Source organism: Roseobacter sp. HKCCD6576-2 (assembly GCF_013179285.1).
Lineage (GTDB): Bacteria > Pseudomonadota > Alphaproteobacteria > Rhodobacterales > Rhodobacteraceae > Rhodophyticola > Rhodophyticola oceani.
Genome location: NZ_WVNW01000003.1, coordinates 324,766 through 350,511 on the forward strand (window position 1 = coordinate 324,766; position 25,746 = coordinate 350,511).

Below are 25,746 nucleotides of genomic sequence, written 5' to 3' on the forward strand. Positions count from 1 at the left end.
GTTAGACCGTCCCGCCGAGCGACCCCTCCAACGCGACAAGCTCTTGCCCGCCGGCCATGAGATCTTGCAGCTCTTCGGGCGTGATCTGGCCACGCTGTGCGGTGCCCAAGGTCTTGCCGCGATTGAGCACGGTAAACCGATCACCGACGGCCAGCGCGTGGCGCACATTATGGGTGATGAACACCACCGCGATGCCCTGTTTCCGCACCTTGTCGATGGTCGCCAGAACATTGGCCGTCTGCCGCACACCAAGCGCCGAGGTCGGCTCGTCCAGGATCAACACTTTGGCACCGAAATGCACGGCGCGGGCAATGGCCACTGTCTGTCGCTCCCCGCCAGAGAGCGTTCCGACGGCTTGATCCGGTCCGCGCAGGTTGATGCCCATCTTCTTCATCTCGGCCATGGTCACGTCATTGGCGTGCTCATGGTCGAACATCTTGATCGGCCCGATTTTCTTGATCGGCTCGTTGCCCATGAAGAAATTCCGGCTGACCGACATCAGAGGGATCATTGCAAGGTCTTGATAAACCGTGGCGATCCCCGCCGAGATCGCATCGCGCGGATCGTCGAATTTCAGCGGTTGGCCTTCGAAGAAGATCTCACCTTTGGTCGGCTTGTGAACGCCGGACATGGTCTTGATAAAGGTCGATTTTCCGGCACCATTATCACCCAGAAGGCAATGGCATTCGCCTGGATAGACCTCCACAGTCACCCCGGCCAGTGCGATGACACTGCCGAAATGCTTCTCGATATTCTTCATCTCGACGATGGGGGCATGTTCGGGATTCATCTCAACGCTCCCCCGTGATGATGCGGCGAATATAGGTGTTCAGGATCACCGCGAAGAGCAGGATGACGCCCAGGAAGACCCGGAAAAGCGAGCTTTCGACGCCCGCGAAGAAGAGGCCCTGTTGCACGACCCCGAAGATCAGCGCGCCAAGCGCGGCGCCTACGACCGATCCATATCCCCCGGTCAGAAGCGCGCCACCGATCACGACTGCGATAATCGCTTCAAACTCTTTCAGCACGCCCCGGTCGGCGCCCGCAGAGCCAAACTCCATCACCTGACATGTGGCGAAGACGGCAGCGCAGAACGCGGTGAACATAAACATCTGGATTTTCACCCGGTTCACGGGAACGCCGACATAGCGGGCGGCTTGCGCATCGCCACCTGCGGCAAAGACCCAGTTGCCAAATCGTGTGCGGGTCATCACGAAATGCCCAAAAATCACCAGGCCGATGGCCCAGACAATCAACATCGGCAAGCCATCGATCACCGGCTCGCCTGCCCGGTTGCCGCGCTCAAATGTGTCGATGAGGCCGATATCGGCCAGCCAGACGAAGATTGGCCCACCGATCTCGCCGCCAAAGAGAGACGCCAGCCAGTCACCTTCAGCTGCGTCGTCAATGCCGCCGATGATGGTGCGACGTTCGATGGTTTGGGGAAAGAAGATGGTGAAGCCGCGCAGGATGAAGAGTGCGGCAAGGGTGACGATGAAGCTTGGCAAGCCAGTCTTGATCACGATGTAGCCGTTCAGCGCCCCAATCGAGATACAGATCGCGAAGGTGATCAAGATCGCCATCCACACGGGCCAACTCAGCGTGACTGAGAAGATCGCGATGGACATGCCGGCAAAACCGATCATCGAGCCGACCGAGAGATCAAACTCGCCCGCGATCATCAGCATACAGGCGCCAACCGCGATAATCATGAACTGCGCCGAAACGGTGGACCAGTTCATGATGCCCTGGGCGTTGAACATGCCACTATCGGACGCGAATAGGATGAAGAAGGTGAAGACGGCGATGGTGCCGACGATCCCGCCCAATTCGGGCCGGATCAGCGCCCGGCGAATGCCTGACATTTCCTTAATGCGTTCGTCTTGCGTTGCCGCCTCAGACATATCTCTCCCTCCCAAGAAATCCCGATGGCCGGGAACAAAAAGGGCGCGGCAGCGCCTGACTGGCCGCCGCGCCCGGTCTTAACTAGCGCTCAGCGGAACTCGCCGGCGTATTCTTCGACCAATTCCAGCCCATCAGCGGTGATGAAACCGGGGCCCGAGTTGATGTTATTGCCCGGCAGCACGCCATAGCGGTGGTAGTTGGTCAGCACGACAACCGGCAGATAAGCCTGCAAGAAGGGCTGCTGATCGATGCCCCACTCGATGACGCCATCACGAATGCCTTGAACGATGTTGTCGCCCAGATCGAAGGTGCCGAAATAGATGTCCCCGGCCATACCGTTGGATTCCAGCGCCAGGATGGTCGGGTCGGCCGAGGTCGGCCCGAGGGTCAGGATGGCGTCGGTGTCCGGGTTGCTGTTCAGATAGGCCAGAACCCGGTTCTGGATCTCCGACGGGTCGGTGCCGCTGTCGATCATCGAGTCGCCCAGATCGACGCCCAAACCATCGGCAAAGCCCTGGCAACGCTCGGCCACAACCGGGTTCGAGATCACATGGTTCACGCAGAGGAACGAGGTGACGCCGTCACGCGCCGCGCGCTGACCTGCGGCCAGGCCCGCGTCATATTCCGGCTGACCGACATACATTAGCGCGCCGACTTCCGCGGCCTGCTCCGGAGTGCCGGAGTTCATGATGATCACGTCAATGCCCGCATCCACGGCAGCCTGGATCGGCTCGCGCAGCACGTCGAAATCGGCAAGCGTGGTGATGATCCCGTCGGGGCCGGAGGCGGTGGCCTGTTCAATGATCCGCGCCATATCGGCAATGTCGCCACTGGTTGGGTTGCGATACTCAACCTCGACACCCATTTGATCGCCCGCCAGCGCCAGAGCGTTGCGGATCGTATTCCACCAGCTGTCGCTATCGGGGGCGTGGCTGACCAACACATAGCGTTCGCCCTCAGCGGCGGCCTGACCGGCCACCAAGACCGGCGCGGCGGCGACCAAAGCGGTCAGCGCGACGGTTTTCAAAAATGATTTCATGATTTCCTCCCAATTTATCCCGCCGGCGGACACGGGTTTTGCGGTCTCTCTCCGCCTTGGGCAAATCGTAACCACGAATCGAGTCAATTTGCAACCGGTTGCAAAAATCTTTGACCTAAGCCATGTTGATTTTGCAGGTTTCGCCTGAAATGAGGCGCGGAACCGCATTGCAAACGGATCGCGATCAAGGATGGCTGTCACCCTCAAAGATGTTGCTGAACGCGCCGGTGTGTCCCGCTCTGCGGTCTCGCGCACCTTTACAGAAGGGGCGTCCGTCTCGGAGAAGACGCGCCGGAAGGTGGAAAAGGCCGCTGACGAGTTGGGCTACAGCCCCAATGCGCTCGCCTCCAGTTTGACGACCGGGCGGACCAAGCTGATCGGGCTGGTCTCCAACAACTTCCACAATCCGATTTTCTTGGAAGTCTTCGATCTCTTCACGCGGGGGTTGCAAGAGCGGGGTTTGAGGCCGCTCTTGGTCAATCTGAGCGATGAGATCGACCCGGCCAATTCGGTCCGGATGCTGCGGCAGTATTCGGTGGATGGGGTGATCGTCGCGTCCTCAACACTACCGCCTAGCTTTTCCAAGGCGTTCCGCGACGCTGGCGTGCCGGTGGTGCATTCCTTTGGCCGCCGGTCGAGCACGCCAGAGGTGCATGTGGTGGGCATCGACAACCAGGAATGCGGGCGGATGGCAGGGCGAACCCTGGTCGATCGCGGCTATACCCGCGTCGCGTTTCTGGGCGGGCCGGAGCGCGCCACGTCGACCCAAGACCGATTTGCCGGGTTCATGGATGTGATGCGCGCGCATCCCGAAATTGAGGTGAGCCACAGTTTCGCGTCGGACTATTCCTTCGATGCGGGCCGTGTGGAGATGACGAAACAGCTGATGACTGACCCGGCGCAGGCTTACTTCTGCGGCGACGATGTTTTGTCGATTGGGGCGTTGAGCGCCGTTGAGGATGCTGGCCTGTCGGTTCCGGGCGATGTCGGGCTAATCGGATTGAACGATATGGAGATGGCGCGGTGGGAGAATATCGATCTCACCACCATCCGGCAGCCGATCCCCGAGATCATCAATTCCTCGATTGATCTGGTGGTGGCGACCGTGGACAAGCCCGATCGCACACCGGAGGCGCGGCTGTTCCCGTGCGAGATCGTTGAGCGCGGGACGCTGCGGCCCCTGACCTAACGGCTTTGCTACCGAAACATGGGCGGGCGCGCATCGACCCATGCACCCTCTGCCTTGCCGCTTTCGGCCACTGCGAAGACCGCGGCCATGGAGCGCAATCCGTCGGCGGCGCGCGGATAAAGATCTGCGGCCGGGTCCATCGGCCGCCCTTCTTTTTCCGCACGAATGGCTTCCGCCAAGTCTTTGTAGATATTGGCAAATGCCAAAGGCATCCCTTCCGCATGGCCAATGGTGACGCGGGTTGTGCGATCAGCCTCGGGGCTCAAGCCCGCTTCGCCGCGTTCGATGATCTGAAGACGCTCGCCCAGTGGCATATAGTAAAGCTGGTTCGGCTGTTCCTGCGACCATCTCAGCCCGCCAGTTTCGCCGAAGACTTGGATGCCGAGTCCGTGCTGCCGCCCTATCGCAACCGAGGAGGTCCAGAGCCGCCCAACCGCACCGCCGGACATGCGGAAATTCACCATCGCGTCGTCTTCCAACACACGGCTTTCAATGGCTGACACCGTGTCAGCACTGAGCCGGTCGACCTCTTGGCCGGTGACGAAGCTGGCCATATGCATCGCATGGATACCGCAATCGGCAAACTGAGCCGAGACCCCGGCCTGCGCCGGATCATAGCGCCAACGAACGCGGGGGTTGTCGGCATCAGCGGCATCCGCGTGATGGCCATGAGCGAACTCGGCGACGACCAGGCGGATCTTGCCCAGATCGCCGCGCGCAATCATCGCTTTCATATGGCGCACGAGGGAATAGCCAGAATACCCGTAATTCACCGCGCAGATTTTGCCGGTCGATTGAGAGAGGCGCACAATCTCTTCGCCTTCCTCGACCGTCATCGTCATCGGTTTTTCGCAGAGGACGTGGAAACCGCCCTCCAAGAAGGCTTTGGTGATCTCGAAATGGGTCGCGTTTGGCGTCGCGACCGTCACCAGATCGACCGGATCGGGCCGTGCCATTTCGCCCGCCAGCATCTCGCGCCAATCGCCGTAAGACCGATCCGCGGCCAGCTCAAGCGTTTGCCCATAAGCGCGGCCAGCATCGGGCCGATGGTCCAAAGCGCCTGCCGTGAACGCGAACTCGCCATCCAGCCCCGCGCCCAAGCGATGCGCAGGTCCGATTTGGCTGCCTTCGCCGCCGCCGATCATGCCCCAGGTGAGTTTTGCCATGGTCGGTATCCTTTGATCAAAAGCCGATGGAGGAGAGGTATTCCCGATTGGCGCGCGCATCGCCAATCGGATCGGGGTCGAGCAGCGGGTCGCAATCCTGCTCCACCGTGCACCAGCCCTCAAACCCGGCGTCGAGCAGAACTTGCCGGACGGCAGGGAAATCCACATCACCCTGGCCCAGATTGCAGAAAATGCCTTGGCCGCAGGCGTCGTAAAACCCAGTGCGCTTGGCGATAACGTCGGCTTTCACAACCGGGTCTATATCTTTGAAATGCATATAGGAAATCCGATCCATGTGGCGTTTCATAAAGGCCACGGGATCAAAGCCGGCATAAGAATGATGCCCGGTGTCGAAGCAGATTCTCAGAATGCTCTCATCCACTTCATCCAGGAGGCGCTCCAGTTCCGGCTCGAAATCCATGAAGCCTGCCGCATGAGCATGGATGCCAACTGTCAAACCATAGTCTTCGGTCCCCATTTTCGCGATGGTGGCGATGCGGTCGCGATAAGCGGCCCATTCGGCGGTGCCCATCTGCTCGGCCTCGTCAGCCCGACCCGCTGTGGGCGCGCGGCGTGGCGAGATCGAGTCGATTAGCACCAGATGTTCCGCGCCATGCGCAGTGAGTGCTTTGCAGGTGCGCACCGCGCCATCCATCACATCCTCCCAAGCGTCGGGATCATGGAACGCCCGGAACACCACGCCGCCGATCAACTCAAGATCATGTTCGGCCAGCGCCTCGGCCAAAATCGCGGGGTCCTCGGGCATGAAACCCACCGGGCCCAGTTCGATGCCTTTATAGCCCGCGGCGGCGCAGTCTTTCAGAACCGATTGCCAGGTAGGGTTGCGCGGGTCATCCGCGAATTCCACACCCCAGGAACAGGGCGCATTGCCAATGCGTATCGTCATGTCCGTACCTTTTCAGACAGAGGAGAGAGGGAGCCAGCGTCTCGCCTCGGAAGAGGCAATGGCGGCGGTCACGATGCGGTTGACCTCCATCCCGTCGCGGAATGTTGGCCAGACCGGTTGGCCGGTCTCAATGGCGGTCAAGAAATCCTTCGCCTCGATGATGATCTGGTCTTGATAGCCGGTGCCATGGCCCGGACCCTGACAGAACGGCAGATAGTCGGGATGGGCCGGGCCAGTCAGAATCTTGGTGAAGCCGCGTGTGGCCTCAGGGCCTTCGGCGCGATAGAGCCAGAGCGCATTCTGGTCCTCTTGATCGAAGCGGATCGCGCCTTTTGTGCCCGTGATTTCATAAGCATAGCCCATCTTCCGCCCTGTCGCGATGCGGCTGAAATACATGTGCCCCATGACGCCACTTTCAAACCGGCACATGAGCTGCGCATGGTCATCATTGGTCACTTCTGCAGGGCCGCCCGCACCGCGCCGCGTCTTATGCACCGTTTCGACCTCGCCCATGACCTCGGCAATCGGGCCGATCAGAGCCAGCGCGGCGTTGATCATATGCGGGGCCAGATCGCCCATCGTGCCGTTCGCCATCCCAGAGGTGCGCCAATTGGCTGGCAGATCGGGGTCGGCCAGGAAATCTTCGGTATGCTCGCCACGGAACCAGGTCAGATCGCCAAGCGCGCCCTCGGCGATCAGTTGCCGGGCGAATTGCGTGGCGGGCGTGCGGACATAGTTGAAGCCCACCATATTGGTGATACCCGCAGCTTCGGCAGCGGCCACCATGGCGCGGCTATCATCAAGAGAGGCGCCCAGAGGTTTTTCGCAAAGCACCGGTTTGCCCAGAGCAAATGCAGCTTCCGCGATCTGCCGATGCATGGATTGCGGCGCGGCGATCACGATGGCCTCAACCGTTGGATCGTTGACCAAGACCGGCCAATTATCGGTGGCCCGGGCAAAACCATAGGCCTGTCGGTACCTTTCGGCGCTTTCCTGCGAGGTCGCGCAGACCATCTCCAGCCGGGGCCGAAGGGCGGTGTTGAAGACCGCCCCGACAGAGGCCATCGCCACAGCATGGGCCTTGCCCATATAGCCGCCGCCGACAATTCCGATCCCAATTTCCGTCATGGGCCATGCCTTTTTTGAAATACGGTTTGCAACCGGTTGCAAAACTAGTATCTTCAGATTCGACGCGACGCAATGGCCAAAAGACAGGGCCGCTCGTCGGACCCCTATGATGACACCCGGGAGGAGAGATGAGCGCCAGCCCCAAAACGGTCCGTTTGACCATGGCTCAGGCTATTGTGCGGTATTTGTCAGCACAGTTCATCGAGATTGATGGGGTGAAGACCCGGATCTGTGGCGGTGGTTTCGGCATTTTCGGCCATGGCAACGTGCCATGCCTGGGGGAGGCGCTCTATGGGGTGCAGGATATTCTGCCGCTTTACCGGGGGCAGAATGAGCAGAGCATGGGGTTCGCGGCGGCGGCCTATGCGAAGTATCACCTGCGGCGGCGGTTCATGTTTTGCACCGCAAGCGCCGGGCCGGGCACGGCGAACTTGTTGACCGCGGCGGCGCTGGCCCATGCCAACCGTTTGCCGATGCTGATGCTCTGCGGCGATACGTTTATCACCCGTTTGCCAGACCCGGTGCTGCAGCAGTTGGAGCATTTTGGCAACCCGACGCTTGGGGTGAATGATGCGTTCAAAGCGGTCAGCCGGTATTGGGATCGGATCACCCATCCGGCGCAGATCATCCAGTCGTTGCCGGCGGCTCTTGCCATGATGCTGGATCCCGCCGATTGCGGCCCGGCCTTCCTTGGGCTGCCGCAGGATGTGCAAGGCTGGGCCTATGACTACCCCGAGGATTTCTTTGCCGAAAGAACACACCGTATTCGCCGCGTTGCGCCCGATGCCGGTGAGGTGGCGGAGGCCGCGGCGGTATTGAAGGCCGCCAAACGTCCGATGATCATCGCAGGCGGCGGGGTGCAGTATTCCGGCGCGGTGGCGGAACTGACCGCGTTTGCCGAGACGCATCAGATCCCGGTGGTCGAAAGCATCGCGGGGCGGGCGAATATGCTGGCCACCCATGATCTGAACATCGGCCCGATTGGCGTGACGGGCTCCGACAGCGCCAATACGATTGCCGAGCAGGCGGATGTGATCCTCTCGGTCGGGTGCCGGATGCAGGACTTCACGACGGGATCCTGGACCGCCTTTGCCCATGACGCGAAACTGGTGTCGCTGAATGTCGGGCGGCATGACGCGGGCAAGCATATGTCCTTGCCGATGGTCGGGGACGCAAAACTCGGGCTTCTGACGCTTGGCGTAGCGATGCACGGCTATACCGCGCCCGAAAACTGGACCGCCAGCGCCCGCGCAGAGCGGGCCAAATGGGATGCCTATGTGGCGGAGAATGTCACACCTGGAAACCGGCCCAACTCTTACGCCCAAGCGATAGGCGTAGTGAACGATCTCTGCGATCCGCGCGACCGTATTGTGGCGGCGGCAGGTGGGTTGCCTGCCGAGGTGACCGCCAATTGGCGCACCCTGGATATCGGGACGGTCGATGTGGAATTCGGTTTTTCTTGCATGGGTTATGAGATCGCAGGCGGGTGGGGCGCGCGGATTGCCCAATCGAAGGCGGAGCCTGAGCAAGACACCATCGTTTTCACCGGTGACGGCTCTTATCTCCTAATGAACTCCGACATCTATTCTTCGGTTCTGACAGGGAAAAAATTGATCATCCTCGTCCTCGACAACGGCGGCTTCGCGGTGATCAACAAGTTGCAGAACAACACCGGCAACGAGAGTTTCAACAACCTGATTGCCGATTGCCCAACGGTGCCCGAGCCATTCGCGGTGGATTTCGAAGCCCATGCGGCAGCGATGGGCGCCCATGCCGAAACGGTCGCCAATCCTGCCGAGTTGGCGGAGGCCTTCAAACGTGCCAAGGCGGCAGAGAAGACCTTCGTCATCGTCATGAAGGTCGATGCCTATGACGGCTGGACCACGGAGGGCCATGCGTGGTGGGAAGTGGGTACGCCGGAAGTATCAGACAGCGCCAAGGTGCGGGCGGCCCATGAAGATTGGGAATCGAACCGGCCCAAACAGCGCAAAGGGATCTAAGCCCATGTTGAGTGTCACCGCAGAGACCGCTGATCCGGCCACGATTGTGGCGGAGTTGCTCCATGGTGATGGCGCGGTGCGGATTACCGGGCTGTTCTCCGACGCGCAGATTACCGAAGCCCGCGCGATCATTATGGCGGAATCCGAAGTCGACACGCAGAAAGTTACGCATTTCCAAGGGGCTGCGGAGGAAAGCGGCCAATTGAACTTGCAGCGGCGCGTCTGGAACCTTCTGGCCAAGGGCGAGGTGTTTTCGCAGATGGCGGCGCATCCGGTGCTGATGGCCGTGTTACGCCAGTTTCTGGGCAGCGAATTCATCATGGGCTCCATCGCCGCAAACCGGATCTTGCCGGGCGGGCCGGGGCAGGAGCCGCATGTGGATTACCCATATTGGGATTTTCATACGCCGGAGACGCATCCCATTGGCCTGAATGCCAGCTTTCCGATGAACGCGCAGGTGTCGATCCTCCTCGACCCGTTCACAGAGGAAAGCGGTGCAACCGCCTATCTGCCGGGCAGTCAGCGGGAGCTGCGCTATCCGGCCGAGGCGGACGGGTTCTTTGATCGCTGCGAGCGGATGCTGGGCGACCCGGGCGATGTGGTGATTTTCTATGGAGCGGTCTGGCATTGCGCGATGCCAAACACCGCCGATCATGATCGCTCCGCGGTTCTGACCCAATACCTGCCCAAATGGGTGAAGCCGATGGAAGACATGCCCGCAGCCTTGCCCGCAGAGTTTGTGGCGGCGGCCAGCCCAGATCTGCGGCAGCTTCTTGGGCTCAATTACCCCTATCCCGAAGTGCTGGACGCGGCCAAGGCGGGTAATACCGAGGGGCGGGTGTGATGGACCTTTCCGGTAATAGCTTTGTGATCATCGGTCGCGCGGGGATGGATTTCTATCCCGACCCGCCAGGCACCAAAACCGAAGAGGCCGCGCGCTTTGTGTCCTGTCTTGGCGGGTCGTCGGCGAATATTGGGGTGGCCATCACCAAACAAGGCGGCAAGGCGGCGCTAGTCACGCGGGTGTCCGACGACGCGATTGGTCGCTTCGCGGTCAATGAGTTGGAGAAATATGGGATTGATCATGCCCATGTGCGCCCGGTGGGAGGCGAGGCGCGCACCTCTCTGGCCGTGGTCGAAACCCGGATCGAGGACCACCAATCGGTCATCTACCGCAACGGCGCTGCCGATTTCGAGATGACGACGAGCGACGTCGACGCGGTTGATTATGCAGCCTATTCGGCGCTGATCACCACCGGAACCGTGTTTGCCGCAGAGCCCTCTCGCAGCGCGACATTTCACGCCTTCGATCTGGCCAAAGCCGCCGGGCTCCCACTGATTTTCGACATTGATTATCGGCCGTATTCGTGGCCCTCGGCGGAGGTGGCGGCGGATGTCTATTCCCGCGCCGGGGCCATGTGCGACGTGATTATCGGCAATGACGTGGAGTTCGGCTTCATGGCGGGGGATTACGATAAAGGGCTCGAAAAGGCCCGGTCGCTTGTGGCCGACGGCGCGCAGATTGTCGTTTACAAAATGGGCGAAAAGGGCGCGGTCACAATCACGCCCGAGCGTGAATTCCGCACCGGGATCTACCCGGCCAATGCGCTGAAACCCACCGGCGCGGGGGACAGTTTCATGGGCGGGTTTATCGCCGCGCTGGCCGCCGGGCGCGATGTGGAAGACGCCGTGCTGCGCGGCTCGGCCTCCGCCGCGATTGTCGTCTCGCGCGTCGGTTGCGCGCCCGCCATGCCCACCACCGAAGAATTGGAGGCATTCCTCGCCTCCCATGCCGGGCCGACAGCGGCCTGAAAGGACCCAGAAACATGCATATCCCGCCCTTTGACAATCAGAACAGACCCATCGTCGATGTGGATCATGATCTGGTGCCGCTGAACTATTTCAACATTGTGAAGCTCAAGGCCGGGGAGCATTTCGATTATGCGGTGCCGGGCTATGAGACTTGCGTGGTTCCCGCGACTGGGACGGTGACGGTTGAGGTGGCGGGCGAGACTTATCGCCATATCGGCAATCGCACAGTGGATGTCTGGGATGGCGAGCCGGAGGGCGTTTATGTTCCGACCGGTGAGGGCACGCGGATCACCTGCCAAACAGAGGCCGCTGAGGTGTTCATTGCCGGTGCGAAATACGATGAGGTTCTGAAGCCCTTCGCCGTGCGCGAGGCGGAGCTGGATTTGGTCCAATACGGCTCTGACGACACCAAAACCCATCGCAAAATCAAACACATCCTGGGCGCGGGGTATCACGACCGGGTGGGGCGGCTTTTGGTCTCCGAGCTTTATACCGTGGGGCAGGGTGGCTGGTCCGGCTTCCCGAGCCACAAACATGACACCGACCGTCTGCCTGATGAGACGCGCCATGACGAGACCTATAATTTCCGGTTCAAACCGAATTACGGGTCGGGCATGCAGATGTTGCAGCGTGTCGATAATGAGCCGGGCGATGCGTACCACATCGTCGATGGGTCCACGATTCTGATCGATAAGGGGTATCACCCCTGCGCCGTGCTACCCGGCTATGAGATGTATTATTTCACCATTCTGGGTGGGCTGAGCCAGCGCAGCTTGAAGCAATATTTTCAGCCGACCCATGAGGCGCAGCTTCATACCATTCCCGGCATCATGGATATGGTGGCCAAGTTCAAATGACGCTTGTGACCCTGTCGGAGGTTGTGCAACCCGCGCTCAAGGGCGGCTATGCGGTGGCTGGCTTGGTCTGTCTGGGCTGGGAAGATATGCGCGCCTATGTGGCGGCGGCGGAAGCTGAGCGGGCACCGGTGATTTTGCAGGCCGGGCCAAGCTGCCGGGAGCATACCCCGCTGCCGGTTTTGGGAAAGATGTTCAGGTATTTGGCGGACAGTGTTGACGTCCCCGTCGTGGCGCATCTGGACCATGGATACACGCTCGAAGAGTGCCGAGAGGCGATCGAGTCTGGGTTCTCTTCTGTCATGTTTGATGGGTCTCGGAAGACCCTGACTGAGAATATTGCCGAGACCGCCGCGATTGCCGAAATGGCGCATGCGGCAGGCGTATCTTGCGAGGGCGAGATCGGCTTTGTCGGTTATTCCGGAGGCGAGATGTCAGCAGGCACCGACCCAAGCGAGGCGGCGCAGTTTGCCCGCGAAACGGGGGTCGACGCCATGGCGATCTCGGTCGGCAATGTGCATTTGCAACAAGATCGGGAAGGCGGTTTGGACGAGCCCCGCATCCGGGCGATTGAGGCGCTGACGGAGGTGCCCTTGGTGATCCATGGCGGATCAGGCGTGCCTTTGGCGCAGCGTGAGGCGCTGGCCGCCGGTTCCAGCATCTGCAAATTCAATATCGGGACGGAATTGCGCATGGCCTTTGGTGCCGCGCTGCGCCAAGCGGTCACTGCAGATCCAGATCGGTTTGATCGGGTGCAGATTTTGAAAGAGACACATGATCCGGTGATGGATGCCGCGCGCGTGGCGATCCGGGCCGTCGGGGCCAGCGGGCGAGGGTAGAGCGATGTTGAGATTGGGAATTCTGGGTTGCGGCCGGATCGGCCAGGTACATGCCCAATCGATTGGCCAAGTGCCCAATGCAGAGTTGGTCGCCGTGGCCGATGCGATGCCCGCAGCAGCGGATGCGCTTGCGTCCGCGAGTGGGGCGGAAGCCCGGGCGGCGGAGGATATTCTGGGCGCGGGCGATATCGATGCCGTGGTAATCGGCACGCCGACAGATACCCATTTCGACTTGATCCAGGCGGCTGCCGCCAATCGGAAGGCGGTTTTCTGCGAGAAGCCGATCGATATGGATGTGGCCCGCATCCGCGCCTGCATAGACGCGGTCGAGGCTGCAGGGGTCGCCTTTATGTCGGGCTTCAACCGTCGGTTCGATCCGAATTTCGCCGGGTTGCAGCGGCGTTTGCGGGAAGGCGAGATTGGTGAGGTCGAGATTGTGACGATCCTCTCGCGCGACCCATCTCCGCCGCCGATCTCTTACATCGAAAGCTCCGGCGGGCTGTTCCGCGATATGATGATCCATGATTTCGACATGGCGCGGTTTTTGCTTGGTGAAGAGCCGGTGCGGGTACAGGCGGTCGGCGCGGCGCTGGTCGACCCGGCAATTGGGGCCGCAGGCGATGTGGATACCGCCGCAGCGATCCTAACCACGGCCTCGGGGCGGATTTGCCAGATTTCCAACTCGCGCCGGGCGACATATGGCTATGATCAGCGGATCGAAGTGCATGGCGCGAAAGGTCTGCTCAAAGCCGAAAACCAGTTGGAAAGCACCGTGGAATTGGCCACCGAAGCCGGGTTCCGTCGCGCCCCAACGCAGCATTTCTTCCTCGAACGATATGCGCAGGCATATGTGTTGGAACTGGCGGAGTTTGTCGGCGCCGTGCTGGATGGCAAGGCACCGGCGCCCAGCATTCACGATGGCCTCCGCGCCCAAGCCCTGGCCGATGCGGCGGATCTGGCGCTTCGCGAAGCGCGGCTGGTCGAGGTGGATCTGACCTAGCCGAGAATACCCGGCAGGCGTAGCCCGTGTTCTGTGGCGCAATCCCGGGCGATTTCATAGCCGGCATCGGCGTGGCGCATCACGCCGGTGGCCGGATCGTTCCAAAGCACGCGTTCCAACCGCCGGTCGGCATCCTCGGTGCCGTCGCAGACCACGACCATGCCGGAATGCTGTGAGAAGCCCATGCCGACGCCGCCGCCGTGGTGCAGACTGACCCAAGTCGCACCGCTGGCGGTGTTGAGAAGCGCGTTTAGAAGCGGCCAATCGCTGACCGCGTCGGAGCCATCTTTCATCGCCTCGGTCTCCCGGTTCGGGCTGGCCACCGAGCCGCTGTCCAGATGGTCGCGCCCGATCACCACCGGCGCGGACAGTTCGCCCGTCCGCACCATTTCGTTAAACGCGAGCCCGGCGCGGTGGCGGTCTCCGAGGCCGATCCAGCAGATCCGCGCGGGGAGGCCTTGGAACGCAATCCGCTCCTGCGCCATGTCGAGCCAGTTGTGCAGATGGGCATTCTCAGGGAAGAGCTCTTTCATCTTGGCATCGGTTTTGTAGATATCCTCCGGATCGCCCGACAGGGCGCACCAGCGGAACGGGCCAATGCCCTTACAAAACAGCGGGCGGATGTAGGCGGGCACGAAACCTGGGAAAGCGAAGGCGTTTTCCAGGCCTTCCTCCAGCGCCACTTGGCGAATGTTGTTGCCGTAATCCAAGGTCGGCACGTCGGCGTTCCAGAAATCCACCATCGCGGCCACATGGGTTTTCATGCTGGCCCGCGCGGCGGCCTCGACCGCTTTTGGATCACTCTCCTGTTTCTCGCGCCACTCAGCCACGCTCCAGCCTTGCGGCAGATAGCCATGGATCGGGTCATGGGCGCTGGTCTGGTCGGTCACCATATCGGGCCGGACGCCGCGCCGGTAAAGCTCGGGGAAGACATCGGCTGCATTGCCGATCAAGGCCACGGATTTCGCTTCGCCGGCCTTGATCCAGCGCGCGATCATCGCGAGCGCTTCGTCGAGATCATGCGTCTTTTCATCGACATAGCGGGTGCGCAGGCGGAAATCGGCCCGGGTTTCGTCGCATTCCACGGCGAGGCAACTGGCGCCCGCCATAACGGCAGCCAGCGGTTGCGCGCCCCCCATGCCGCCCAGGCCGGCGGTCAGAAGCCAGCGGCCCTTGAGATCGCCGTCATAATGTTGTCGCCCGGCCTCGGCGAAGGTCTCATAGGTGCCCTGCACGATGCCTTGGGTGCCGATATAGATCCACGATCCGGCGGTCATCTGGCCGTACATCGCGAGGCCGCGCTTATCCAGCTCGTTGAAATGGTCCCAAGTCGCCCAATGCGGCACCAAGTTGGAATTGGCGATCAGCACACGCGGCGCATCCTTTTGGGTGCGGAAGATGCCCACCGGTTTGCCCGACTGCACCAGAAGCGTTTCATCCTCTTCCAAGTCGGTCAGCCCGGCGACAATCCGGTCAAAATCCTCCCAGGTGCGCGCGGCACGGCCAATGCCGCCATAGACCACCAACTCATGCGGGTTTTCGGCCACGTCCGGATGCAGATTGTTCATCAGCATCCGCATCGGGGCCTCCGTCAGCCAGGATTTCGTGGTGATGTCCGGGCCGGTTGGGGGGAAGACGTCACGGGTGTTGTGGCGGGGATTGGTCATGGAGAGCCTCGCAGAGTTGGGGCCAGCCGAGCCAGCGCATGCAGGATATTGGAGAGAACCGGGCGGAGCACGGCGGCTTTGGCGCGGTCAAAGGCCCAAGGCGGGGCCTCGGTACTCAGATAGGTGGATTGTGCCAGTTCCATCTGGATCGCGTGGTAGCCCTCGCTCGGCCGCCCGTAATGGCGCGTGGTCCAGCCGCCTTTAAAGCGGCCATTCAGAACTGTGCTATAGCCATCGGCCCTTTGGCAGATTTCGTCAGTGGCGGTTTCGATCTCTGGCGCACATGTCATACCGCCATTCGTGCCGATGTTGAGATCCGGCAGCGTGCCCTCGAATAGAAATGGGATCGGAGATCGGATCGAGTGGCAATCATACAAGATCGCCACGCCGTGCAGGTCGCGCACCCGGGCCATCTCGGCGGTGAGCGCCGCATGGTAAGGCGCGTGAAAACGCTCCTGTCGGTCGGCGATGTCGGCGTCATTCGGTGGCTCGGTCCAGATCGGTCGCCCATCGAAATCGGTCAACGGCACCAGCGTGGTCGTGTTCTGCCCCGGATAGAGGCTCGCGCCCGAGGGGTCGCGATTGGCATCGATGACATAGCGATGGACATTGGCGCGAACCGTCGTCGCGCCGGGCAGAAGGCCGTCATACAGCCGATCCACATGCCAATCGGTATCGGCCAGAGCGCGCCCGGTGTCATTGAGCTTGGCCCAGATCTTGGGCGGAACATCGGTTCCGGCATGGGGCAGGCCCAAAATGACCGGGCTGTCCCCCTGGCTGACAGTCACGATGGTCATGGGAAGGTCAGCCCGATTGGCTCGATCAGCGCCCCATCCCGGATCAGCGCCGCTGCCGCGGTTATGTCCGGCGCGAGGTAGCGGTCCTCGGCCAAGCTTGGAACTGCCGCGCGGATCACGGCAATGGCGGCTTGCAAGCTTGGGCTGGTCTTGAGCGGCGCGCGGAACTCTACCCCTTGTGCGGCGCAGATCAGCTCTACGCCCAGGATCACGTCAAGATTATCCGCCATCCGAAGCAGCCGCCGCGCCGCATGGGCCGCCATGCTGACATGATCCTCCTGATTGGCGGAGGTCGGTGTGGAGTCAGTGGAACATGGCGTGGCCAGATGCTTGTTTTCACTCATCAAAGCGGCCGTGGTGACCTCGGCGATCATCAGGCCGGAATTCAACCCTGGCTCAGGCGTGAGGAAAGGCGGCAGATCATAGCTGAGCGTCGGATCAACCATCAGTGCCACGCGGCGTTGGGCGATCGCCCCGATTTCCGAGAGCGCGATGGCGATCTGGTCCGCGGCGAAGGCCACGGGTTCGGCATGGAAGTTGCCGCCGGAGACAATCAATCCTTCTTCAACCAGCACCAAAGGGTTGTCGGTTACGGCATTGGCTTCGATTTCCAATGTCCGGCCAGCTTGGGCCAAGAGGTCGGCGGCGGCACCCGTCACCTGTGGCTGGCATCGGATGCAATAGGGGTCTTGGACCCGTGTGTCGCCATCGCGATGGCTTTCCCGAATCTCCGAGCCGGTCATCAAGTCGCGTATCGCGCGGGCGACGGCAATCTGCCCCGGTTGACCGCGCAGCGCGTGAAGCGCGGGCTGCAATGGGGCGGTCGAGCCCATAATGGCGTCGGTGGAGAGGGCGGAGGCGATGAGCGCACCTTGCAAGCACCTTTCCGCCCGCCAAAGCCCGGCGAGCGCGCAGGCGGTCGAGAACTGCGTACCGTTGATCAGGGCCAGCCCTTCCTTCGGGCCCAAGACGAGTGGTTGAAGCCCTGCCAGGCGGAGCGCCGCACCGCTTGCCATGCGGTCGCGCCGATAAAGCGCGTCGCCCTCACCGATCATCGTGGCGGCCAGATGTGCCAGCGGGGCAAGATCACCCGAGGCCCCAACAGAGCCCTGCGCAGGGATCACAGGCGTCAGATCGGCGGCCAACATCGCCTCAATCATCTCGATGATCTGCCAACGAACGCCAGACGCACCGCGCCCGAGGCTGAGCAGTTTCAAGATCATCATCAGCCGGATGGTGCCCGTGTCCAACACGTCGCCGACGCCGCAGCAATGGGAGAGGACCAGATTGTGTTGCAGCGTTGTGGTTTGATCTGGCGCGACCTTCACGCTGGCCAGCTTTCCGAAGCCGGTGTTCACACCATAGATCGGCGCATCGCCCGCGGCGGCCTCCGCGACGATGGCGGCGGCGGCCTCGACCGCAGGTCGAGCGCTCCGATCAATCTCGACTGCGGCACCGTCTCGCCAAAGGCGTTCCAACTGAGCCAAGGAGGTCGCACCTGGTGTCAAAGTCACACGCATGTTGCCCCTCCGAATATCCGCTCCGAGAGCGGGTTGAACCCGATGCGGTAAGACAGTTCGGCGGGGTGCTCGACATCCCAAATCGCCAGATCGGCGCGCAGTCCTGGCGCGATCTGCCCACAATCGGTGAGGCCCAAGGCCTGCGCGGCGTGGCGTGTGACGCCTGCCAAGGCCTCCGCCGGTGTCAGCCGGAAGAGCGTGCAGCCCATGTTCATCGCTAGCAAAAGGGAGGTTAGAGGTGACGAGCCCGGGTTGTTGTCGGTTGCCAAGGCCATCGCGACGCCGTGTTCGCGGAAAGCGGCAATTGGCGGGATTTTCGTCTCGCGCAATGTGTAAAACGCGCCGGGCAGCAATACCGCCGCTGTCCCGGCTTTCGCCATGGCGGCCGCGTCTTCCGGCGTTGCATATTCGACGTGATCGGCCGAGAGCGCGCCATATTGGGCCGCAAGTGCTGCGCCGCCGAAGTGGGACAACTGCTCGGCATGAAGCTTTACCGGCAGGCCAAGCGCCTGGGCTTCGTCAAAGACCTGGGCGATTTGGTCTGGCGTGAAGGCGATCCCCTCGCAAAACCCATCCACCGCATCGACCAAGCCTTCGGCGGCGGCCGTGCGAAGCGTGGGAAGACAGACCTCCTCAAGATATGCATCAGCGCGCCTGGCATACGCCTCCGGCACCGCATGAGCGCCGAGAAAGCTGGTGATTACACGCAGCGGTCGGGCGATCTCAAGGGCGCGGGCGGTGCGCAACTTGCGCAACTCGGTGTCACGGTCCAACCCATAGCCGGATTTGACCTCCAGCGTTGTGATGCCTTCGGCGATCAGCGCGTCCACGCGGGGCAGGGCGGCCTCCAAAAGCGCCGCCTCGGACGCCGCGCGCGTGGCGTGGACTGTGGACATGATGCCGCCGCCCGCCTTGGCGATGTCTTCATAGCTCGCGCCATTCAAACGCAGCTCGAACTCTCCCGCGCGATGGCCGCCATGGATGATATGGGTGTGGCAATCGATCAAGGCGGGCGTTACCAACTTGCCGCCAAGGCTCCGGTGTTCACCCGATTGAGGGGGCATCTCTTGCTGCGGCCCGGCCCAGGTGATCATGCCGTCCGAGATCACCATGGACCCATCCTCAATGAGCCCATAAGGCGTGCCGGGGGTCATCGTGGCCAAGGTGCAATCGGTCAGGATCATCAAGGGCGACTCACTTGCGAAGAGACGTGGTTGCGATAATATGTATATACATATTAAATCGGTCAAGATGAGGATCGGGATGAGACGGATCTGGGCGGAACAGGCGCTTTTGCCCGAGGGCTGGGCCGAAAACGTGGCTGTTGAGATTGGCGCAGACGGGCGGATCGCTACTGTGACGACAGGTGCCGATCCGGGCGGTCAGCGTCTAACTACGTTGCTCCCCGCGCCGGCAAATCTTCATTCTCACGCGTTTCAACGGGCCATGGCGGGGATGACGGAACGGCGCGGTGTCCAGTCCGGCGACAGTTTCTGGACCTGGCGGCAGTTGATGTTCCGCTTTCTGGACCAGGTGACCCCGGATCATGTGGAGGCGATTGCGGCGTTTGTGCAGATGGAGATGCTGGAGGCGGGATATGCCACCAATGTGGAGTTCCACTATCTCCACCATCAACCCGGCGGGGCCGCTTATGCCAATATCGCCGAGATGTCCGAACGGATCGCCGCGGCGGCGGGGCAAAGCGGAATCGGGCTGACACTTCTGCCGGTGCAGTATCAGTTTGGCGGTTGCGATGGGCGGCCGCTTGGCCCGGGGCAGGTTCGGTTTGGCACCACGCCGGACACTTACGCAAAGCTGCAGGATCATGCGGGGCGGGCATTACACGCATTGCCTGCGGACACCGCGCTTGGTGTTGCGCCGCATTCCTTGCGCGCGGTGGCGCCGGGCACTCTTGCCGATATCGCCGAGCTGACAGAGGGGCCAGTTCATATGCATCTGGCCGAGCAAATCGCGGAGGTGGCGGAAGTTCAGGCGCATCTCGGCGCTCGACCGGTCGAGTGGCTGATCGGCAATGTTGCGGTCGACTCAAGCTGGTGTTTGATCCATTGCACGCAAATGCGGCCCCATGAGACCGAGGCCTTGGCCAAAACCGGGGCGGTGGCAGGCCTTTGCCCAATCACCGAAGCCTCACTTGGCGATGGCATTTTTGATGGGGTGCGCTGGCAGGCGGCAGGCGGGGCGTTCGGTATTGGATCGGACAGCAATATCCGCATCTCGCTTTCTGAAGAACTGCGGAGCCTGGAGTATTCGCAACGCCTGCGCGACCAGAGCCGGGCCACGCTTGCGACGCCTGAGCGCTCCACGGGCCGGGTCCTATTCGATGCGGTGACCCAAGGCGGCGCTCAAGCTGCGGGGCGGGCGAGCGGGGCCATTCAGCCCGGGCTTTGGGCCGATCTGATGGCTTTGGATGGCACGGCGGTAGACCTCGACGGCAGGCGGGGCGACGATACGCTCGACACGTACATCTTCGCAGGGGACGATCGGATGGTTACGGATGTCTGGGCCGCCGGTCGCCATTTGGTGCAAAGTGGACGGCATATTGGACATGACCGAATTACAGCTGCATATCGCGCCGCGATGATTGATCTGAGAGGGCGGATATGAAGCAGGCGCGCGGGACCGGCTGGCAACAGGTGCAGGACGAGGTTCGGCGGCGGATTCAAACCCGCGAATGGGCGCCGGGCGACGCGATCCCGAATGAAAGCGATCTGGCCGAGGAACTGGGCTGCGCCAGGGCGACAGTGAACCGGGCGCTGCAAGCGCTGGCCGACGATGGCCTGTTGGAGCGTCGACGGCGGGCGGGAACACGCGTGGCCCCTTTGCCGGTGCGCCATGCGCGGTTCCGTATTCCGGTTTTGCGGCAGGAGATCGAGGCGACGGGGGCCCGTTATGGCTATCGGCTTCTGACGCGCGAGATGAAGATGCCGCCGGTGGGGCTTCTCCCGTCCGAGGGCATATCAAAAGAGGTGCTGCATCTTTGCGCCCTACATCTCTCCGATGGGGCGAGCTTTGCCCACGAGGACCGCTGGATCAATCTCGCCGCGATCCCCGCCGCGGCAGAGGTGGATTTCGCGCAGATCAGCGCCAATGAATGGCTGGTTCAAAATGCGCCGATTTCCGATGGCGAGATCAGTTTCTTTGCTAAGGCCTGCACGGTGGAGGAGGCGGCCCTCTTTGGCTGCAACCGAGTGGATGCCCTGTTTCGGGCTGAGCGGAAGACCTGGCATGACGGGCAGTTGATCACCTTCGTGCGCCAAAGCTTTCGCCCAGGATATCGGATGACCACCCGGATTTGAGCGCACCACATAGGGTTTCGCCGCCAGGTCCCGGCTTTCAGTGTGTGCCGCGCGCGATCAGTTCCGGGTCGATCATGACGGTTTCGCTGTCTTTGGAGGGATCTTTAAGGCGCGCCTCCAGAAGGCGCAGGATCTCGGCGATGGTTTTGTCCAAAGGATTGCGGATCGTGGTGAGATCGAAATCCGGCCAAGCGCCAAGAGCGATGTCGTCGAAGCCAATAATCGACAGTTGATCTGGGACAGCGCGGTTTTGGTTGCGTGCAGCAGAGAGCGCCCCCAGGGCCATCGCGTCATTTGCGCAGAACAGCGCGTCGATATCGGAGGTCGCGAACATCGTCTCGGCGGCGGCCCGGCCGCCGTCGAATGTGTAGTCGGATTGCGTCAGGGCGCATAGTTCCAGCCCGGCCTCTGCCAACGCGTGTCGCACGCCCGCCAAACGTTCGGTTTCCGAAGACCAGGATGCAGGCCCGCCGATATAACCAAAGCAGGTCCGCCCGCGGGCCAAAAGGGTTCTTATCGCCAATTCGGCGCCATCCTTGTTCCGGCAAGCCGCACAGTCGGTCGCGGGGGCGTCGACCACTCGGCCCGATGAGATGACCGGAATGCTGAGCCTTGCGCAGTCCTGAAAGACCGAGGCTGGTAGACTGCCGCCGCGGACGATCACCGCGTCTAGCGGGTAGCGCAGAACCGAGCGGATCGATTGTTCGGTCAGTTCATCCGAACCGCTCAAGACCAGCGGCCATTTCTGGTGTGCGTTGAGTTCGGCGACCAACGCACCGACAAATGCAGCATCGTAGTGATTGGCCATGTCACCGGCGATAACGGCAACCAAATCGGTGCGGTTGCCCTGCAAACTCGCGGCCAGAGCATTTGGCCGATATCCCAAGCGCTTGGCGGTTGCCAGGATTGCGACCCGCTTTGCCGAATCGAGATAGGCCCCAGGTGTAAAGGCGCGTGAGACAGCGGATCGGGAGACGCCCGCCGCTTTCGCGACATCGGCGGCGGTGACCCGGCGGGCGCGCTTAAACGTCTCTTTCGAAACAGATTTCTCCGTCGACATCAGGTGAAACCCTCGCGGATTTGTGAGGCACAAAACAGCACGCCGCTTGCGTCGTTGTCATCAGTCTGTCACTCAATAGGGCTATGTGAACACGTGCGCAGAAAGAGCGCAATCCGACGGGGAACCTAACAAGGTTAGATCGAGCAGGCAGGGGCGCGGACGGCATGTAAGCCCGGTTGCGTCACGCGTCGTGCAATAGTCGCTTGGCGCCCCAACAGATTGGAGATCGTGTTCTGGTGTGCCGTTGCGGACATGTTGTTCGTGACGTTTTGAAGGCCTTTCTCTTCGAACAGGAGGGGGAAGGAACGAAACAAATGAAGCCATTTGGCATCCACAAGTGTTGGGAGCTCAGCATGACACTTAAAACAACCGCGGCCCTTGGCGTTGCATTCGGCCTGATGGCCGGCGTGGCCCAGGCCCAAACCGAGATTGAATTTTGGCACGCAATGGGCGGCCAGCTTGGCGAAAGCGTCAACGCGATGGCCGAGGAATTCAACGCCAGCCAAAGCGATTACGTGATCACGCCGGTTTTCAAAGGCACCTATGAAGAGACATTGACCGCCGGGATTGCCGCATTCCGCGCTGGTGAGCAGCCCAACATCATTCAGGTCTTCGACGCGGGCGCCGCGACCGTGATCGGCGCGCAGGGCGCAACCATTCCGGTGCAGCAGTTGATGGCCGAGAATGGCGTTGATTTCGACATCAATGACTACATCGCCGGCGTCCGGTACTTCTATGCCGACACCGAAGGCCAGATGATCGGCATGCCGTTCAACTCCTCCACGCCGATCTTGTATTACAACCAAGCGGCTCTTGATGCGGCGGGCGTTACGGCGCCGACGACTTGGGAAGAGTTCGCCGAAGTCACCGGCCCCGCGCTTTTGGAAGCGGGTTACGTGCCGCTGGCGCAGTCGCATCTGCCTTGGATCTTCACCGAGAACTTCTTCTCGCGTCACAACCTGCAATTCGCCTCGAACGACAATGGATATTCCGGCGTCGACACCGAGATCATGGTGAACCACCCCGCGATCCGCGCCCATTTTGAGGCGTTGGTTGAGTGGCAAGACGCTGGTCTCTTCAACTGGTATGGCACCGGTTGGGCCGATAACCAAAACCCGTTCGAAAGCGGCGACGTGGCGATGTGGCTCGGCTCCTCCGGCTCCTTCGGTGGTATCCAGGAACGCGTTGACTTCCCGTTCTCCGCGACTTTGCTGCCTTATTGGGAAGCCGTAACCACCGAGCCGACCCAAACCTTCATCGGCGGCGCGGCGCTTTTCGCCATGTCCGGCTTTGATGCGGCGGAGAACGAAGCCACCGCGGCCTTCTTCGAGTTCCTCGCGTCCCCCGAAGTGCAGTACACCTGGCACCGTGACACCGGCTATGTGCCGATCACCGAAGCCGCCTATGCGGTTGCGCAGGAAGATGGCCATTACGAGCGGTTCCCGGCGGCCGAAGTCGGCATCCAACAGTTGTCCTTGCCGGGTGGCGAATGGACCCGCGGGTATCGCATGGGCTTCTACGTTCAAATCCGTGACGTGATGAACCGGGAATACGGGCGCATCTTGACGGGCGATGCTTCGGTTGATGAGGCTTTCGAGACGATCCAAGAAGAAGCCAACGATCTTCTGTCGCGTTTTGCTCAGACTCAGGGCTAATCTAGACTGATAAACCTGCTCAGTGGCCGCCATCTGTGCGGCCACTGAGGTCTATTGAGGGGCAGATACCGTGAAGCGCACAACATTCCGAAACCCGTGGTTGCCGATCTTGCTGCTATCGCCGCAACTGGCGATTATTGCGGTGTTTTTCTATTGGCCGGCGGGCTATGCGATCCAATCGTCCTTCTATCTGCAGGACCCGTTTGGGTTCGGGTCCACCTTTGTCGGGATGGACAACTACTCGCGTTTGACGCGGTCGACGAACTACCTCGACTCGCTCAGTTTTACGGTCATCTTCACGCTTCTTGTGACCTTCTTGTCGCTGGCGATTGCCTTGGTTCTGGCGGTCAAGGCCGACAAGGTGATCCGCGGCGCGCAAACCTATCGGACGCTTCTGATGTGGGTCTATGCGATTGCGCCGCCGGTTGCCGGTTTGATGGGGGTTATGCTCTTCGACCAAAGCCGCGGTAACCTCACGCAACTCTTTCAATCCTTCGGGTGGGATTATCGGCTTGGAGTCAATTATTGGGACACAGCCACCGCGATGATCACTGTCTCGGTTTGGAAGCAGATCCCAGTGAATTTCATCTTCTTTTTGTCGGGTTTGCAGGCCATTCCACAATCGGTGCGCGAGGCCGCGATGATCGACAACCGCTCCGGCATGGGACGATTTTGGGACATCACCTTCCCGCTTTTGGCACCAACGGCGTTCTTCCTTCTGATCATCAACATCACCTACGCCCTATTCGACACATTCGGCATCATCGACACGCTGGTGAAGGGCGAGCCGGGCAACAACCCGATGACACTGGTGTATCGAGTGTTCGTCGACGGGTTCCGGGGCGGTGACCTTGGCGGCTCCTCGGCGCAATCGGTCGTGTTGATGGTGCTGGTCTTGATCCTAACCATTGTGCAGTTCCGCTTCTTGGAACGCCGCATCCATTACACGTGAGGGGGAGGGGCACGATGACCGATATGAGTGAAACAAGCACTGCCACCATCCCCGCCGCCGCCACGCCGGTGCAACGGCGCCGTCGGCGGATCCGCTGGGGCCATGTGGGCGACCATGTTATCCTGATCCTCGGGGCGCTTTTGATGCTGGTGCCGGTCTGGATGATGCTGGCCAGTTCGAGCCATGATGACATCACCATTCACCGCGAGGGCCTACAATTCTGGTTCGGCGATCAGTTGGTCGAGAATTACGACGCGGCGTTGTTTGAATATGGCGGCTTCACCGACAGTGTGAATGGCGTGACCATGTTGACCAACTCACTGATCCTGGGTCTTGGCTTCGCGATAGGCAAAATCATCGTCGGGATGATGGCGGCCTATGCGATTGTCTATTTCCAACTGCGGTTTGGCACATTGGCGTTTTGGATGATCTTCACCACGCTGCTCTTGCCGCTAGAAGTGCGGATCTTGCCGTCTTACGAAGTGATCCAGAATATGGGGCTGGCCAACACCTATACCGGTTTGATCGTGCCGCTCATCGCCTCGGCCACAGCGACCTTCTTCTTCCGGCAATTCTTCCGGTCCGTTCCCGAAGAACTGATCGAAGCTGCGCGGATCGATGGGGCAGGGCCTGTGAAATTCTTCATCGACATTCTGGTGCCACTCAGCCGCACCATGATCGCAGCGATGTTCATCATCATGTTCGTGTTTGGCTGGAACCAATATCTCTGGCCCACGCTGATTACGACCGATGAGAGCCTCTTCACCCTGGTGCGCGGCATCCGGCAGATCATTCAAGCCTATGCCGATGGCTCCACCACCCCCGAATACGGAGAGGCCGCAGCGCTGGCGATCATCGCCATGGTGCCGCCGGTGCTCATCGTCATTTTCTTCCAGAGCTGGTTCGTCAAGGGCCTGACGGAATCCGATAAGTAAGGAT

General features: G+C 61.2%; 23 protein-coding genes. 12 read left to right on the forward strand and 11 right to left on the reverse strand.

What is annotated here, in order from left to right:
• Position 1 precedes the first annotated feature (1 nt).
• From GTF44_RS14150 to GTF44_RS14160, 3 genes are all read right to left on the reverse strand, one after another.
• Entirely contained in the window at positions 2–790 is a 789-nt protein-coding gene (locus GTF44_RS14150; RefSeq protein WP_145216789.1) for an ATP-binding cassette domain-containing protein, read from the reverse strand.
• A 1-nt stretch (position 791) separates the two neighbouring features.
• Positions 792–1,904, reverse strand: a complete 1,113-nt coding sequence (locus tag GTF44_RS14155) for an ABC transporter permease (RefSeq protein WP_145216792.1) — start codon at positions 1,902–1,904, stop codon at positions 792–794.
• An 89-nt stretch (positions 1,905–1,993) separates the two neighbouring features.
• A complete protein-coding gene (locus tag GTF44_RS14160; RefSeq protein WP_145216795.1) occupies positions 1,994–2,944 on the reverse strand; it encodes a sugar ABC transporter substrate-binding protein in 951 nt (316 codons plus the stop codon).
• Between the two features lie 190 nt (positions 2,945–3,134).
• On the opposite strand from GTF44_RS14160, the gene GTF44_RS14165 reads away from it, so the two are divergent.
• A complete protein-coding gene (locus GTF44_RS14165; RefSeq protein WP_171562056.1) occupies positions 3,135–4,133 on the forward strand; it encodes a LacI family DNA-binding transcriptional regulator in 999 nt (332 codons plus the stop codon).
• Between the two features lie 8 nt (positions 4,134–4,141).
• On the opposite strand, the gene GTF44_RS14170 is transcribed toward GTF44_RS14165, so the two are convergent.
• The 3 genes from GTF44_RS14170 to GTF44_RS14180 are packed head-to-tail and all read right to left on the reverse strand — an operon-like array spanning position 4,142 to position 7,334.
• A complete protein-coding gene (locus tag GTF44_RS14170; RefSeq protein ID WP_171562054.1) occupies positions 4,142–5,299 on the reverse strand; it encodes a Gfo/Idh/MocA family protein in 1,158 nt (385 codons plus the stop codon).
• 16 nt (positions 5,300–5,315) lie between these two features.
• A complete protein-coding gene (locus GTF44_RS14175) occupies positions 5,316–6,206 on the reverse strand; it encodes a sugar phosphate isomerase/epimerase (RefSeq protein WP_171562052.1) in 891 nt (296 codons plus the stop codon).
• Positions 6,207–6,218: 12 nt separating this feature from the next.
• Positions 6,219–7,334, reverse strand: coding sequence for a Gfo/Idh/MocA family protein (locus tag GTF44_RS14180; protein WP_171562051.1), 1,116 nt, complete (start codon positions 7,332–7,334; stop codon positions 6,219–6,221).
• Positions 7,335–7,462: 128 nt separating this feature from the next.
• Between GTF44_RS14180 and iolD the strand changes: the two genes are divergently transcribed.
• From iolD to iolG, 6 genes are read left to right on the forward strand one after another with little or no spacing between them, the layout of a single operon-like run.
• A complete protein-coding gene (gene iolD, locus GTF44_RS14185; RefSeq protein WP_171562050.1) occupies positions 7,463–9,334 on the forward strand; it encodes a 3D-(3,5/4)-trihydroxycyclohexane-1,2-dione acylhydrolase (decyclizing) in 1,872 nt (623 codons plus the stop codon).
• A 4-nt stretch (positions 9,335–9,338) separates the two neighbouring features.
• Complete coding sequence (locus GTF44_RS14190) at positions 9,339–10,178, forward strand: phytanoyl-CoA dioxygenase family protein (protein WP_171562049.1); 840 nt, start codon at positions 9,339–9,341, stop codon at positions 10,176–10,178.
• A complete protein-coding gene (gene iolC / locus GTF44_RS14195; RefSeq protein ID WP_171562048.1) occupies positions 10,178–11,146 on the forward strand; it encodes a 5-dehydro-2-deoxygluconokinase in 969 nt (322 codons plus the stop codon). Before GTF44_RS14190 ends, iolC begins: the two co-directional genes overlap by 1 nt.
• Before the next feature lie 14 nt (positions 11,147–11,160).
• Positions 11,161–12,003: a 5-deoxy-glucuronate isomerase gene (locus GTF44_RS14200; RefSeq protein ID WP_171562047.1), complete on the forward strand. Its 843-nt coding sequence runs from the start codon at positions 11,161–11,163 to the stop codon at positions 12,001–12,003.
• Entirely contained in the window at positions 12,000–12,839 is an 840-nt protein-coding gene (locus GTF44_RS14205) for a class II fructose-bisphosphate aldolase (protein WP_171562046.1), read from the forward strand. Before GTF44_RS14200 ends, GTF44_RS14205 begins: the two co-directional genes overlap by 4 nt.
• 4 nt (positions 12,840–12,843) lie before the next feature.
• The gene (iolG, locus tag GTF44_RS14210; RefSeq protein ID WP_171562045.1) at positions 12,844–13,839 is read left to right on the forward strand and encodes an inositol 2-dehydrogenase; all 996 of its coding nucleotides are present in this window, start codon (positions 12,844–12,846) and stop codon (positions 13,837–13,839) included.
• On the opposite strand, the gene hutU is transcribed toward iolG, so the two are convergent.
• Genes hutU through hutI form a run of 4 tightly spaced genes read right to left on the reverse strand, consistent with a single transcriptional unit; the run spans position 13,836 to position 19,007 of the window.
• Positions 13,836–15,506 (reverse strand): urocanate hydratase, encoded by a 1,671-nt coding sequence (gene hutU, locus GTF44_RS14215; protein ID WP_171562043.1) that lies wholly within the window; start codon positions 15,504–15,506, stop codon positions 13,836–13,838. The two genes, iolG and hutU, sit on opposite strands and share 4 nt — an antisense overlap.
• A complete protein-coding gene (gene hutG, locus GTF44_RS14220) occupies positions 15,503–16,303 on the reverse strand; it encodes an N-formylglutamate deformylase (RefSeq protein WP_171562041.1) in 801 nt (266 codons plus the stop codon). The genes hutU and hutG overlap by 4 nt, the downstream gene beginning before the upstream one ends.
• The gene (gene hutH / locus GTF44_RS14225; protein ID WP_171562039.1) at positions 16,300–17,823 is read right to left on the reverse strand and encodes a histidine ammonia-lyase; all 1,524 of its coding nucleotides are present in this window, start codon (positions 17,821–17,823) and stop codon (positions 16,300–16,302) included. The genes hutG and hutH overlap by 4 nt, the downstream gene beginning before the upstream one ends.
• Positions 17,814–19,007 carry an imidazolonepropionase gene (gene hutI / locus GTF44_RS14230; RefSeq protein WP_171562037.1) on the reverse strand — a complete coding sequence of 398 codons (1,194 nt, stop codon included), beginning with the start codon at positions 19,005–19,007 and terminating at the stop codon, positions 17,814–17,816. The genes hutH and hutI overlap by 10 nt, the downstream gene beginning before the upstream one ends.
• 79 nt (positions 19,008–19,086) lie before the next feature.
• On the opposite strand from hutI, the gene GTF44_RS14235 reads away from it, so the two are divergent.
• Both GTF44_RS14235 and GTF44_RS14240 read left to right on the forward strand, forming a co-directional pair.
• Positions 19,087–20,448: a formimidoylglutamate deiminase gene (locus GTF44_RS14235; protein WP_171562035.1), complete on the forward strand. Its 1,362-nt coding sequence runs from the start codon at positions 19,087–19,089 to the stop codon at positions 20,446–20,448.
• On the forward strand, positions 20,445–21,140 hold the full coding sequence (locus GTF44_RS14240; protein WP_171562033.1) for a GntR family transcriptional regulator: 696 nt from the start codon (positions 20,445–20,447) through the stop codon (positions 21,138–21,140). Before GTF44_RS14235 ends, GTF44_RS14240 begins: the two co-directional genes overlap by 4 nt.
• 37 nt (positions 21,141–21,177) lie before the next feature.
• On the opposite strand, the gene GTF44_RS14245 is transcribed toward GTF44_RS14240, so the two are convergent.
• On the reverse strand, positions 21,178–22,200 hold the full coding sequence (locus tag GTF44_RS14245; protein ID WP_171562032.1) for a LacI family DNA-binding transcriptional regulator: 1,023 nt from the start codon (positions 22,198–22,200) through the stop codon (positions 21,178–21,180).
• A 353-nt stretch (positions 22,201–22,553) separates the two neighbouring features.
• Between GTF44_RS14245 and GTF44_RS14250 the strand changes: the two genes are divergently transcribed.
• From GTF44_RS14250 to ugpE, 3 genes are all read left to right on the forward strand, one after another.
• Positions 22,554–23,855: an extracellular solute-binding protein gene (locus GTF44_RS14250; protein WP_171562031.1), complete on the forward strand. Its 1,302-nt coding sequence runs from the start codon at positions 22,554–22,556 to the stop codon at positions 23,853–23,855.
• A gap of 70 nt (positions 23,856–23,925) precedes the next feature.
• Positions 23,926–24,807, forward strand: coding sequence for an ABC transporter permease subunit (locus GTF44_RS14255; RefSeq protein ID WP_145216851.1), 882 nt, complete (start codon positions 23,926–23,928; stop codon positions 24,805–24,807).
• 14 nt (positions 24,808–24,821) lie between these two features.
• On the forward strand, positions 24,822–25,742 hold the full coding sequence (ugpE, locus tag GTF44_RS14260; RefSeq protein WP_171562030.1) for a sn-glycerol-3-phosphate ABC transporter permease UgpE: 921 nt from the start codon (positions 24,822–24,824) through the stop codon (positions 25,740–25,742).
• Positions 25,743–25,746: the final 4 nt, after the last annotated feature.

What these genes read in the sequence shown, in the direction of transcription:
- GTF44_RS14150 (WP_145216789.1), bottom strand. Translation starts at nt 790, where the DNA reads ATGAATCCCGAACATGCCCCCATCGTCGAGATGAAGAATATCGAGAAG.
- GTF44_RS14155 (WP_145216792.1), bottom strand. Translation starts at nt 1,904, where the DNA reads ATGTCTGAGGCGGCAACGCAAGACGAACGCATTAAGGAAATGTCAGGC.
- GTF44_RS14160 (WP_145216795.1), bottom strand. Translation starts at nt 2,944, where the DNA reads ATGAAATCATTTTTGAAAACCGTCGCGCTGACCGCTTTGGTCGCCGCC.
- GTF44_RS14165 (WP_171562056.1), top strand. Translation starts at nt 3,135, where the DNA reads ATGGCTGTCACCCTCAAAGATGTTGCTGAACGCGCCGGTGTGTCCCGC.
- GTF44_RS14170 (WP_171562054.1), bottom strand. Translation starts at nt 5,299, where the DNA reads ATGGCAAAACTCACCTGGGGCATGATCGGCGGCGGCGAAGGCAGCCAA.
- GTF44_RS14175 (WP_171562052.1), bottom strand. Translation starts at nt 6,206, where the DNA reads ATGACGATACGCATTGGCAATGCGCCCTGTTCCTGGGGTGTGGAATTC.
- GTF44_RS14180 (WP_171562051.1), bottom strand. Translation starts at nt 7,334, where the DNA reads ATGACGGAAATTGGGATCGGAATTGTCGGCGGCGGCTATATGGGCAAG.
- iolD (WP_171562050.1), top strand. Translation starts at nt 7,463, where the DNA reads ATGAGCGCCAGCCCCAAAACGGTCCGTTTGACCATGGCTCAGGCTATT.
- GTF44_RS14190 (WP_171562049.1), top strand. Translation starts at nt 9,339, where the DNA reads ATGTTGAGTGTCACCGCAGAGACCGCTGATCCGGCCACGATTGTGGCG.
- iolC (WP_171562048.1), top strand. Translation starts at nt 10,178, where the DNA reads ATGGACCTTTCCGGTAATAGCTTTGTGATCATCGGTCGCGCGGGGATG.
- GTF44_RS14200 (WP_171562047.1), top strand. Translation starts at nt 11,161, where the DNA reads ATGCATATCCCGCCCTTTGACAATCAGAACAGACCCATCGTCGATGTG.
- GTF44_RS14205 (WP_171562046.1), top strand. Translation starts at nt 12,000, where the DNA reads ATGACGCTTGTGACCCTGTCGGAGGTTGTGCAACCCGCGCTCAAGGGC.
- iolG (WP_171562045.1), top strand. Translation starts at nt 12,844, where the DNA reads ATGTTGAGATTGGGAATTCTGGGTTGCGGCCGGATCGGCCAGGTACAT.
- hutU (WP_171562043.1), bottom strand. Translation starts at nt 15,506, where the DNA reads ATGACCAATCCCCGCCACAACACCCGTGACGTCTTCCCCCCAACCGGC.
- hutG (WP_171562041.1), bottom strand. Translation starts at nt 16,303, where the DNA reads ATGACCATCGTGACTGTCAGCCAGGGGGACAGCCCGGTCATTTTGGGC.
- hutH (WP_171562039.1), bottom strand. Translation starts at nt 17,823, where the DNA reads ATGCGTGTGACTTTGACACCAGGTGCGACCTCCTTGGCTCAGTTGGAA.
- hutI (WP_171562037.1), bottom strand. Translation starts at nt 19,007, where the DNA reads ATGATCCTGACCGATTGCACCTTGGCCACGATGACCCCCGGCACGCCT.
- GTF44_RS14235 (WP_171562035.1), top strand. Translation starts at nt 19,087, where the DNA reads ATGAGACGGATCTGGGCGGAACAGGCGCTTTTGCCCGAGGGCTGGGCC.
- GTF44_RS14240 (WP_171562033.1), top strand. Translation starts at nt 20,445, where the DNA reads ATGAAGCAGGCGCGCGGGACCGGCTGGCAACAGGTGCAGGACGAGGTT.
- GTF44_RS14245 (WP_171562032.1), bottom strand. Translation starts at nt 22,200, where the DNA reads ATGTCGACGGAGAAATCTGTTTCGAAAGAGACGTTTAAGCGCGCCCGC.
- GTF44_RS14250 (WP_171562031.1), top strand. Translation starts at nt 22,554, where the DNA reads ATGACACTTAAAACAACCGCGGCCCTTGGCGTTGCATTCGGCCTGATG.
- ugpE (WP_171562030.1), top strand. Translation starts at nt 24,822, where the DNA reads ATGACCGATATGAGTGAAACAAGCACTGCCACCATCCCCGCCGCCGCC.